Below are 12,123 nucleotides of genomic sequence, written 5' to 3' on the forward strand. Positions count from 1 at the left end.
TTGTGCCTGTCGATTTTTGTAGAAAAAGGAGGGCAGCCTATTTGTATTTTCTTTTAACAACTTAATAAACAAGCAAGGAGGCTTTTAGTTGAAAAACGAAAGGAGTTTTGTTCTAAAGTTTTTTCTGTTATTTGTTGCTTTAGGAATGCTTTCTATTCCTCTCTTTCATCATATTGAAGCTGCTATTTCAGATAGCAATGCTACGGGAGCCAATTTCAATCCGTTTGCGGTCGATTCTACCGTCAAGAAAAATTGGAGAAAAACAAAGGGTGGGAAAGAATACCGTCCCGGAACAGGAAGAAAACTCGTCTACGATGTTTATTCAGGGGCTTCAAACGATTCCCTGAAACGGAGTTGGACCATCACAAAAGCAAACAAGGGGCGCGGATTGGAGTCCTTCCTTCAATTTTACGGTTGGAGTGTCATTGAGGGGAGACAGCATCATAATCGTGATAATCAGGCAACGTATATCGTTGCTGTCAACCAACGGACAAAGCAGGAGGTCATCGTGAAGGCGGAAATGACCAACCTTAATGCAGGGAAGGATATGGAATTTGGGAAAACATCAGCGACGGGACCGATTAACAACCTTTGTGGTAGCAGCGTTCGAAATGTGCCTTCCGATGTCTGCAACATGGAATACAAATGGGTCGGTTTTAAAGCATGGCTCCCTCTTGATGAATTGTTTCCTGATCCTGATAAGGAAGAAGATTGGATTCTCTACATTGTGAAAAATGTGGACGGGCATATCGTCTACGATGAACTTATCATGCCGTTCGCCTTTGATCGTCTGGATTTCCTTAATGGTGAATTAAGTCTTGATAGCGGTGAGGATACGAACAAATTAGTGATGAATGCTGAAAACGTGATCCGCAGAGCTGTTCCGAGAGGGGTTAATCCAAGTGAGAACCGCAAGTATTTTGTGCAGGGTCAGACATATCAACGTGTGAATCAGGATGAGAGCACGGGTGTCGCTGTCTGGTATGGTGTGCGAAGTCCGCATGACGGTAATGCTGTACGGTGGACATCTTCTAGTTATTGGACTTTTGGAGGAACAACAGCAACTTTGAGCTATCGCTTAAAGAAAATAGATGTCATCATCCGGCATATTGATAGTGATACCGGGAAGGTCCTCGGAACCGAAAAGGAAAAGGTTATTCTCAATCATGAGTTTGCGGCAAAGCCAAAAGGCTCGGGATTTTTCAAAGATAAAGATGGAAATCCATATGTCGCGTCCCCCGCAAACCAAAGTTTCAAAGGAATCATAAAAAAAGAAATAACCATAGATTTTAAGTATCGTAGATCCCTTCCTGACCCGAGCAAAAACTATGAAGAGAAGGGAACGACGGACGGAAAGGCAGATGGGATTGCCTATTGGGAACTGAGGCGGAACGATCGATCGAAAGCAAGTGATGTGTCCGTTAGCAATCAATTCTCTATTACAGGGAAGCACTATGCTGTTAGGAATCAAAAACATCACATTGATTTTGCAGGACGTTTCATAGAACAAAAGAATCCGATACAAGATGTCGCAGCAGGATCGCTCGTCAAAGGGGATACCTATCAATACGGCTTTTCCTATGAATATACAAATTTCTATCGTGACAATTATGTATGTGTTGAGCAGCAGGGTAAGGATTGTTTCAAATGGGAGTTCAAGGATCGTACGCCTGTATGGGAACTTGGAAAGACATTCGCAATTATGGATACATTTACGATGAATCATAGACAGGGCGACACTTTGAAATTTTCAACATTAGAAGAAGCCTTGAAACAAAAGTTGCTTGTCGGGCAAGAAGATCGTTGGAATGGTGCAACTAAGCTTTCAAGAAAAGATTTCTTCGAACAGTGGCGGAAATCCCCAGATAGCAACTATCAATCAGAACACGTTTTGAAAACTCAATCGGCTATTCCAGTTTCAGTTGGTGGGGTAATCTATGAAGTATCGCTTCCGTCTGGTTTGCAACTGACACCTTCATTCCATCCGATGAAATACGAATTGAGTTCCGGTTCTTTCTTTCCGCCGGATGTTGATGATAGTTTAAAAAAAGACTACAAGAACACGACAGCTTACACGGAATACAAGTACATGTTCCCTTTACAACAAAATGTCATGACCGATAAGGGGACGTCAGGAAATACGAGGTCATTCAGCATGGACTACGTGGGTGATTTCTTCTTTATGGGGAAGCATACAGGCTATATTGTCGGCTACCCATATGCGGATGCGGCAAAAGAAGCGATTCTTGTGAATAAGGAATCTCCATCCTTTTCGATGGTAACAATTGAGGGCATAACAAAACTTCTTTTGAACTTTGAGCGCGAAACAGGATACCGTTTGGTCGATGATGTCCTTTACACAGATACGGACAGCAAGGATAACCGGGAGAAATTGCAACGTTATCAGTTGCCGGTGTCGCCAGATTCCATTCTACATCCGGGCCAGCAATACCGAAATCATATTGTCCTTTCTAATTTGGGGTTAAGTGATGCCACGTTCCGATTCGACCAAACATTTCAATTTGAACGGTATATGTTCGGGTCAGGAGCGGATGACGCATGGATAATCGAACAAGTGGAATCACGAGTTCGGGTCAATCCCGAAGAAGTTCATACTGTGATTATTAAATATGATGATCTGAAACGCATTGCCGCGGAAGAAGGAAAACGGCCAAAAGAGAGGATTCACAAATTTAGGCTGCTTGATCGTTCATTCAAAGATAGGTTAGTAGACTTTTTCCAATGAATATTGAAGAAAAGGAAGAACTGTGGCGTTTTGCTTCTGTCCTTCCTTTTTCTTTTTTGTTGCGGACTTTTCGCGAACATTTTGCGTACATTTTGCGGACTTCGCAGGTACTCGGGGCTTGGTATTATTAAGTCACAAGGAAGACAGCGACAAACAAAACGTGAAACTTCCTCGTACAACTAAAATATTTTGAAACAAGCAACTCGGATCTGATGATTCCTTTATGGCGAGTTTCAAAGACTAACAAAAGGAGGGAAAGCTATTGGCAGAGCATAAGGGAGCCATCACATTACTCATCGCAGTTCTAATGCTATTCGCTGTATGGGTATTCTTCGGAGAAAACTACATTTCTCCAATCCTTACAGACATCGGCGAAGGATTCAAAGGTATGGTAACAAATGTCTTCACTGACATTCCGAAGAATCCAACACAGCCTTGATAGGTTCGGAAAATACCCACTATCCTAAAGCAACACTATTAGATGATCTTTCATTTTCGTAATCACAATCTCATCTGCACCCCTAGTCTTTGCCCCTCCCTTTGGTGAGGGGCATTTTTAAAAAAAGCGCTTTTTTTAAAAAGAACAAAGAACAACAAAAATTTAAAAAGGGAGGGAGTGAATATGAGCACTCCTTTTAAATGGTTTGTCATTTCCGCAACAGTAGGCGTTGTTGTCTTTTTTATTGCCTATCGCGGACTTGTTCAAAACTCGGCTACAACTACGACATCCGAAATCGAAGTGTTGGCTGAAAGTGTCAGTGCCGGCATCATCCGTGGAGAAGTGGAAGAAGGCGGAGACGGTTTCCTTCATTTTGATAAGGAAGAACTTGTCGCAAACCTTGTCGCCAATGTTTCTACAGCACAAAAGACACTCGGATACGATGTGAAACTTGACTATGTGTTCCTTGATAATCAAGGGAACGTGACGGAGGACGACAATCTGATCCGCGGCATCCAGTTTCGGGTGCAGTATGTGGATGATAAAGGGGAAGTAAAAGCGACGGCGGAACGAAGGCTCGCGCTCAACTACCCAAGCAATTAATAAGCAACAGAAGGAAGGAGGCGAAAACATGTCTCAAATGAAGTCAATGTTGCTCGCGATGTTGTTTTTTGTTGGATTTATAGTTCCTGCGTTTCTGTTGTTTTTTATTGACAGTACGAATCAAAACGCATTCCTTAAAACAACCAAAGAAATTACTGAATTGGTTAAAGAGGATGCAGGAGTCAGTGATCGTGTGAAGTCGGTGGTGAATGACTACAAAACAAAAGGATACACAATCTCGTTCACTGACCAGTACGGGCAACCAGTAAACGGTATCGCGAACTACGGAGACACAATACAAGTTCATTACCAATACACATTCAAAAGTGTATTCAAAGATCAAACACTTGAATCATCCAATAAAGTATTCATCCTAAAACGCAACGGAGAAAATAGACCGGGTTGGGATAATGGTGGAGAATTGCAACCACGTACGGTCGTGAAGCTCACAACCGAATCGAAGAATGTCACTCACGAAGAAACTTTTGTCATTCCGGGTATGACGCGATTAAGAAGCGTCACATCAAATACAGGGTCCGTCGAAGTGGTGAAAGTTGAAGGGAACCGTGTCACCGTGAGAGCGACAAATGGATCGCCAAGTAAGAAGGTTCAAACTGGTGGAACGGTCATGGCTGACGATACGAAGATCGTAACAGAAACTATTGTGAAGACTAATGAAAAAGACCTCCCAAATACGATTACTTATAGCGAAGATGTCTATGAAGGAACGTTAAATCGTAACGGAGCCGTTGATAAGAAACAAACGGGCGGAGAATTCATCCCTGCACAAACCAAAGAAGTAGGTAACCAACCATCCCCTGATTATTCCGATAGCGAAGGATTTAAAGGCACATTGGAACGCTATGTGCATAGCGGGGAATACACGCCAGAGCAAAGTAAATTTGTGGAAGCGCAAGAAACTCAAAATTATATTGACGATGAAGGGTTTAGAGGAATTCTTTCAAAATATCTTTACGATGTGGAAGTGACGCCTGAACATACCCGATTTGTTAGACTCAACCATTCAGGTGAAACGGCGATGGGAAAATTGGTCGAGCCTAGCTCGAAAACATACCAATACAATCGTGATGGATATGTAGGTGTTCTCGATTATGTCGGCTATATAGGGACAGCCCCATCTAAGCCTGTTAGTGAAACTATCAATTGCTATAATGCTATATCTTCAGGATATTATGTGTATCAAAATGGTCGATGGAAGAGCAGATCGGGAGGATCAGGTTGTGGACAGCCAAATTATTATGAAGAAGGAAGTTGGTTTGGCAGGTATACAGAAAGAGAGGAAATAACGTTAGAACAACCGTACTTTGAATACAAAATCAAATCCAGCCTAGAGGGGATAAAAACAGGAACAAGAGAAGAGTTGAAACTTTCTTCATCAGGAAATGTAAGTGTCGATGAAATCCCTCATTTATTTCCGAACCCTAAAGAGGGGGATAGGATTGAATTTAATAAGATTACAACACATCTTATTTTGTCTGGGACTGCCTATGATCTTTCAAAAGGTGAGGTGATGTGGAGATACGAAGGGTATGTGACACGCCCGGCTGTAGAGATTCCATTGTATCGGTATCAAGGCGTTGTTACAAAGCCTGCGGTAGATACAAGAGTATGGCGTTATGGTGGAAAAGTAACGAAACCTGCGGTTGATACAAGAACTTACGAATACACACAAGAATACAAAGGGACTGCAACCAAGAAGGGACTCGATACTCGGACCTATGATACTTATTACCAATATCGTTTGACGTTTGAATATGAGTAAATCTACTAATCTACGGGAAGGAGGGAATTCAGTTTGTCACAAATGAAGTCAGCGGTGTTTACTGCCTTGTTTTTTATAGGAATTATTGTCCCAGCACTTTTGATGTTTGCGATTGACAGCCTGCATCAAAACTCCTTTGCTAAAGTAACGAAGGAAATCACAGAGCTTGTTCAGGAAGACGCCGGGGTTAGTGATCGAGTCAAATCCGTTGTTAATGATTACAAACCAAAAGGATATGTGATTACATTCAAGGATCAGTTTGGACAAGCAGTGAACGGAATAATGAATTACGGTGATACTGTATATGTAAATTTCAAGTACACCTATAAAAGTGTGTACAAAGACCAAACGATTGAATCCACGAATAAAGCCTTCATTGCAAAACGGAATGGTGTAAATCCGCCGGGATGGTCTGGTGGTGGAGGAAATAATGGTGGAAACACTGATGGTGGTGAACTAAAAACTTTCACAGCCAAAACTACATTATCCGGTAATTCAACGCAAGAGCAAACCTTCATCATACCGAATATGAATCATTTGCTTCGAGTGACTACTAATACAGGATCGGTTCAAGTAGTGAAAGTGGATGGAAACCGCGTGACCATACGAGCATCTGGTGGTTCCGTGAAGGAACGTGTCCAGACAGGTGGTAGTGTAAAAGCGGATGAAACAAAGATCGTGACCGACAAGGTGGTTAGTACAAAGTCATCTGAAATTCCAAACAGTATAACCTATAACAAGGATGGATTTGTTGGAACGCTTACTAAAACAGGAGAAATGAAAACAAAGCAAACGGGCGGAGAATTAATTCCCGGTGAAACAAAGGTCGTCGGAAATCAAACTTCACCCAATTATTCCGATAGCGAAGGATTTAAAGGCACATTGGAACGCTATGTGCATAGCGGAACGTACACCCCTCCACAGAATAAGTTTGTGACAGCGCAAACTTCGGCAAACTATTCGGATTCAGAAGGGTACAGAGGTACACTGTCGCAGTATGTTCATAGCGGTAGCTATACTCCAAGTGATACAAAATGGGTAACAAATCAAACATCGCAGAACTACAACTCCGAAGGATATAAAGGAGTATTGAATAGATATAAGTACAGAGAGGTTACAGTACCAGGAGAGAAGGTCTATAAACATCAAAAAATTATGATGTATAAGGGTATAACGAACACCAATCGCGGTCATACAATGAAAGATGTTATACCAAGTCCGTTTGCCATAGAGTATTACTCGGCAGTATATGATGAATTTAAGGATTTTCTTATGAGTATTCACAATGGGGAGTTGTCACGAGAGCATTGTACAGCTGATTTGGGACCTGTAAACCCATGTGAAGATGTGGACGGATATTTTGAAAAGAAAACAAACATTCCGATACAGACGAACCTCCATCATGTGTGGGGAGGATATCGGTTAAGCTCTGAGGTATGGAATGATTTGAACAACGGGATAAAGACACTTGGGGATTTAAGAAACTCTGGAAATTGGATGACTACTTCAGCCATCGATAGAGAAGTTTTAGTAGATACTGGTTCCGGTTTTCCGAGCTTGCTATATTATGATGACGGTATGGCAACAGGATTTTTAAAACCAGATTGGCGTACACTTCGAAAATTGGTACAAGTTAGTAGCGGTGGATGGGTAAGTAATACCCACTATATGATTACCGAAATGGGTTATGTGGGGTACGTGACGAAGCCGCAGACTACAAAGACGGAATATAGGTATCAGGGATACGTAACGAGACCGGAAAAAGATACAAGAGTTTACCGTTATCAAGGCACAGTAACAAAACCTGCTGTTGATACTCGCGAATATCGCTACGGGGGAACGGTTACCAAAGGCGGAAGCGACACTCGTACGTTCGAATATACACAGGAGTATCAAGGGACGGTGACAAAAAAAGGAGAGGATACTAGAACCTACGAAAACCGCTATCAATATGATCTCATATTCGAGTACCGTTAAAAATCATGTTTGACAGATTTATAGAAAAGGAGTGAGAATGATTGTTCTTCGAATTAATAAACGAAAGTAGGCTGAATGAACATTTAGCCTACTTCAAAAAAGATAAAAAGGATTTCTTAAAAGTCCGTATCATCTATGGAATTATCCTCACGCTCATTGCTGCAATGATGATTTATATGATGGGGAATCAATTATATTATTTAGCGTTACCAGTGCTGTTTCTAATTGGTTTTAAGTATCCCTACTACAACATTGTGAAGAACAAGAGTAGGATCGACAATGACAATTCATACCTGTTCCCGGACTTTCTCGGAAGTTTTATTGGTTTGATACCTTCTTCCGGGAACGTTTATCAGACGCTTGTTGCTACGCTGCCATACACAAAAGAACCATTACGTACGGGACTTGAGGAATTAATCGCGAAAATTGAGGACGATAACCGACGGGACCATTATATGGATTTTGCGGATTATATCGGTACAAGCGAAGCGTACATGGTCATGGATATGATTTATCAGTTTAGTGAATTTGGAATCAAAAAAGAACCGTTGAAAGAGCTGGAACGATTCGTAATGGATCTTGAATCAAATAAGCAAGATGAAGTCATCACGAAAAAAATGAATGACATGGAATACCTCGGTTTCCTTCCCATCTTCATTTCAATGTATCTGGTCATGGGTTTCCTTGTCGTCATGATTATTAAATTGTTCGGGCCAGTCATGGGAAGTTTGAATATTGGTGGATAAAAAAATAGAAAGGTGTGAATGCGTTTGTATAAAGACAAAGAGTTTATTGAGCAACGGGCAAAACAGATTTTAGAGAAAAGTTTCTTGCATGAATATTTACAAGATGAAGGAATCACGGACATCAACTTCGATGGAGTAAAGTTGTCGCTTAAACACAATCAAAAAGGGTCCATTAATCTGGACAAACATCCATCTATTGAGGAAGTCCGAAAGCTTATTAAGCAGATCGCAGACCTTCAAAATGACGAATTAACTGTTGCAAATCCAATCTTAGATACGGATTTTGGATATTTGCGTCTTAACGCTCAACACGAAGCGATCAGCCCTGATGGAATGACATTTTCATTTCGGGTTTCAAGGCCAAAACTGGCAGTGAAGTCTATTGCGGAATCAGTAATGAGTGAAAATCCAATCATTCAAGAATCGGTGGAACAATTGCTTGCTGTGCTAATCCAATCAAAAATAAATATTATCATTAGTGGCGCTACAGGTTCTGGAAAAACAGAATTACAAAAGTTGCTCGTCAAATACATTGATGATAAACAGCAGATTTATCTTATTGAAGATACGCGGGATAGTCATATCAAAGCATTGTATCCCAACAAAAATATTAAAAGTGTTCAAGTGTTAATGTCAGATGAAAGGGAAAAGAAAATCACTCAACAACTTCTCGTTAAGTCAGGACTTCGTAACTTACCAGATTGGCTTATTGTATCGGAAACCCGTGGTGCGGAAGCTGCGGACATGCTGGATGCGGCCAAGACCAACCATGCACTGATTACAACACTCCACGCAAAAGGTGCAATGAATATCCCGTCCCGGTATATGTCGATGGTTCGACAAAGCGGCTCCTATTCGAATATGAGTGATACACTGATCGCCAATGAATTAATTGAGTTTTTACCAATCGGTGTCCATCTTGATGTTAGGGAAGAGGAAGGCGTTGGGGTTATTCGGGGTATTAAGGAAATTGTTGAGTTTACTGGATTCCACGATGTACGGGGAGCACAGGGGAATTATCTATATAAGAAAACCAATAAATATAATAGAAAAACGAAGGAGTATGAACTCACGGAAGAAACAAGCCCTCTGACAGAAAATTTACTGTCGAGATTAGAGGACGCGAAACTCTATCACTTGATTCCTGAATTATACCTACCGAAAAATGAGGAAGGAGTGCTTGCGGTATGATGTTTACAGGAAACGGAGCTGTGAAGGAAGAAAAGAAAAGGCGCTCCAAAAAACCCAAAAAACAAAAGAATACAAGATCCCCTGCGGCGGGTCTGGAAAAGGAACCGATTTCGAAACGTCTGAAACAATTCTGGCATAACTTTTATAGCCTGTATTCACCTGTTGAATTAATTGTGTTGTTTCTTATCTTTTTCGGCGGGAACACGGCGTATATTTACTATCTAACGAAGGAACCGTTTGTCAGCGTGGTATTCGGAACGGTCGGTCTTGTATTTTTCTTCCTTGTTTTTTCATACAAAGATCGTAAGTTGAAAGCCTATCAGAACAACTTGCGGGATTTATTAAAGTATGTCAACAATATGAGTTTCCTCCTACATTCAGGCGAGAATGTTATGCGTTCACTTCAAGCGTCCATCGATTCTGTTAATCCTGAAATTGGGAAAGACATAGAGAAGACCGTTGAAATTTTGAAGGAAGATACGGTGATTGATACATCACATTTCGAAAAGTATGATTTCCCTTCGCTCAATCAGTTTCATCAGAACCTTGCAGTCAAATATGATCGCGGGGGCGATGCGAAAGAATTGTTCGATCTGATTCAAAGGCGCATGGTAAGCGAAGTACAAAAAAGAGACAAACTGCTCAAAAAGCGAAAAGGCATGAAAATGAACATTATGTTCATGGTAGGAATGGTACTTGCGATCGCTGTCATGATGGCGTTTATGCTGCCGAATCTATGGGCTGACTTCCTCACATATAAAGCGGCGAGTATTTTCATCATTTGTTCGTTCTATGCAATGAATCTGGTCCTAATGCACTTCATGCAGAAGAAAGCGGTCGATATTTCGGTCCGCCTGTAAGAAAAAATAAGCGGCTACGCATAAGAAAGGAGAGAAATGGAATCGTCGCAAGTGTTCAAGCCCTGCCAGTAGTCCGGGGATTGCCTGCTGATTGGTTCTGCCATATTGCTGTTAAATACTGAAACGATCGAACTACGGGATTTTGTCAATGGAGAGTTGACAATTCAGAATGTCCCTTATGTGGCACAGTTTGAGGGTGAGTCAAAGGTATTTTTTCTGCCTGCCTTTGTCCTTTACCACTTATCACTAATCACAATGCACATGCAAAGTGAAAGTGTTTATGTAACTGACTATTTCCAAGCGAAACGGCATCCTCTCAAAACGGCGGGATGTCCATAAGACGAAAACAGGCTTCCTTGCTAGATGGGGAAGCCTTTCTTCTAAAAGTAAATTTTATCATAGTTATTCAAAAGGAAGGGGCAAATGCCAATTGTATATCAGTAGAGGTTATGAGAGCCAAACGAAATTAATGTTCAATCAGATGAATATGGCAAACGAAAGGGCTTTTGTTCATAAGTCACGAATTTCAACGGGAGATTCTTTCAAAGGAAAAATAGATAATCCTGTTGATGTAATAAAAGCGAGCAGGGCAGAAGCAGTGATGCGAGGGAACCGGATGGCTCAACGAAATATTCAAGACGCCTTATCGTTTTTGGAAATGAAGGAAAGTGGTTTGTCCAAGATGGACAGCTTAGGTCAAAGGCTTCGGGAATTGTCGATTCAATATGAAAATGATACCCTGCATTCTAATGACCGAGCTGCTATCCAGAAGGAAGCCATGTCTCTCTTGGAGGAAATGGATTATACAAGCAAGAATACTACCTTCAATCAAAAGAATGTATTTGGTGAGGACCCTGTTTACATACAAGCAGGTGATCGTTCTGGGGATACGCTCACCATTGAACCTCTCCATTTTAATGAAGCTGCGAATGTGTTGAAGGAAATTGCAAATAATTCATCAGAAGAAACACAGCAATCAGAAACAAACTCTTCCAACTCGATTAAAGTGACAGAAAAAACGACAACTATAACGGAAGAGCATAACAAAATAGTTGTAAGCGGCGGTTTCGAATACGAGCAAGAAAATTCAACCGAAAAGAATACGAGTAAATGGCTTTCAGGAAAACTTGGTGGGCTTCTAGGCGGTGTGTTGGGAATTGTAAGAGAAGCAATCTCGAATGGGGAAAAAAGCGATTGGAAGGAAAGACTGTCGGGAGGATTTGAAGTCGTCGTTGAGTCATCCAAAACAACCACCGAACACACTGAAACCATTACAGAGTATCCAATCACTGAACAACAACCGAAGGAAGAGTTGGTCAGTGATAAGGAATCCAAAAATCCAGTTATGGATCGCTTGTTGAGTACAGATTTTATTGATACCTATATTTTGGAACCAATCGCAAAGGCAAGGTCAGGAGTAGGTATTCAATCCAACCGATTTGAACATCGTTTGAATTCGGTTATAGAAGAGGATGATCAAGCGATGAATCACCTTAATCGCGTTCGAGATACGGACATAGCAAAAGAAATGATGGAAATGACAAAACAGCAAATGTTGGCTAGTGTAAATGCAAATATGCTAACTCGTGCTATGGATGAGCATCGCAGTCGTATAATCGGATTAATCTCATAGCAGATCAGACTTACTTAAAGAAGAGGGAACATGGAACCCTCTTCTTTTTTATTACACGTATTGAGTATAAAAAGTATATTTATTGTTGAAACGAGTAGGTGGATTTGCTACAATACATATATAACATTTATCTTTAAGTCACTAT

The 12,123-nt window shown here is 41.1% G+C and carries 9 protein-coding genes; all 9 read left to right on the plus strand.

Annotated elements, in window-relative coordinates; genetic code table 11:
* The first annotated feature begins 88 nt into the window (after positions 1 to 88).
* The 9 genes from JOC94_RS14450 to JOC94_RS14490 all read left to right on the plus strand — a co-directional run bounded on the left by JOC94_RS14450 (position 89) and on the right by JOC94_RS14490 (position 11,978).
* Entirely contained in the window at positions 89 to 2,746 is a 2,658-nt protein-coding gene (locus JOC94_RS14450; protein WP_205179716.1) for a hypothetical protein, read from the plus strand.
* A 262-nt stretch (positions 2,747 to 3,008) separates the two neighbouring features.
* Positions 3,009 to 3,185: a hypothetical protein gene (locus JOC94_RS14455; RefSeq protein WP_185830595.1), complete on the plus strand. Its 177-nt coding sequence runs from the start codon at positions 3,009 to 3,011 to the stop codon at positions 3,183 to 3,185.
* 183 nt (positions 3,186 to 3,368) lie between these two features.
* Positions 3,369 to 3,788, plus strand: a complete 420-nt coding sequence (locus JOC94_RS14460) for a hypothetical protein (RefSeq protein ID WP_205179717.1) — start codon at positions 3,369 to 3,371, stop codon at positions 3,786 to 3,788.
* A 28-nt stretch (positions 3,789 to 3,816) separates the two neighbouring features.
* The gene (locus tag JOC94_RS14465; RefSeq protein ID WP_205179719.1) at positions 3,817 to 5,571 is read left to right on the plus strand and encodes a hypothetical protein; all 1,755 of its coding nucleotides are present in this window, start codon (positions 3,817 to 3,819) and stop codon (positions 5,569 to 5,571) included.
* Between the two features lie 33 nt (positions 5,572 to 5,604).
* Entirely contained in the window at positions 5,605 to 7,548 is a 1,944-nt protein-coding gene (locus JOC94_RS14470) for a hypothetical protein (RefSeq protein ID WP_205179720.1), read from the plus strand.
* 41 nt (positions 7,549 to 7,589) lie between these two features.
* Positions 7,590 to 8,294 (plus strand): flagellar assembly protein FlaJ, encoded by a 705-nt coding sequence (locus tag JOC94_RS14475; protein WP_205179721.1) that lies wholly within the window; start codon positions 7,590 to 7,592, stop codon positions 8,292 to 8,294.
* 24 nt (positions 8,295 to 8,318) lie between these two features.
* Complete coding sequence (locus JOC94_RS14480; RefSeq protein WP_205179726.1) at positions 8,319 to 9,485, plus strand: ATPase, T2SS/T4P/T4SS family; 1,167 nt, start codon at positions 8,319 to 8,321, stop codon at positions 9,483 to 9,485.
* Positions 9,482 to 10,345 carry a type II secretion system F family protein gene (locus tag JOC94_RS14485; protein WP_205179732.1) on the plus strand — a complete coding sequence of 288 codons (864 nt, stop codon included), beginning with the start codon at positions 9,482 to 9,484 and terminating at the stop codon, positions 10,343 to 10,345. Before JOC94_RS14480 ends, JOC94_RS14485 begins: the two co-directional genes overlap by 4 nt.
* 430 nt (positions 10,346 to 10,775) lie before the next feature.
* The gene (locus tag JOC94_RS14490; protein WP_205179733.1) at positions 10,776 to 11,978 is read left to right on the plus strand and encodes a flagellin N-terminal helical domain-containing protein; all 1,203 of its coding nucleotides are present in this window, start codon (positions 10,776 to 10,778) and stop codon (positions 11,976 to 11,978) included.
* The last annotated feature ends 145 nt before the right edge of the window (positions 11,979 to 12,123 follow it).

It is taken from the genome of Siminovitchia thermophila (assembly GCF_016909185.1).
GTDB classification, from domain to species: domain Bacteria; phylum Bacillota; class Bacilli; order Bacillales; family Bacillaceae_C; genus Siminovitchia; species Siminovitchia thermophila.

Bases quoted from the DNA above. Each gene is read 5' to 3' on its own strand.
- JOC94_RS14460 (WP_205179717.1), top strand. From the start codon at position 3,369: ATGAGCACTCCTTTTAAATGGTTTGTCATTTCCGCAACAGTAGGCGTT.
- JOC94_RS14465 (WP_205179719.1), top strand. From the start codon at position 3,817: ATGTCTCAAATGAAGTCAATGTTGCTCGCGATGTTGTTTTTTGTTGGA.
- JOC94_RS14485 (WP_205179732.1), top strand. From the start codon at position 9,482: ATGATGTTTACAGGAAACGGAGCTGTGAAGGAAGAAAAGAAAAGGCGC.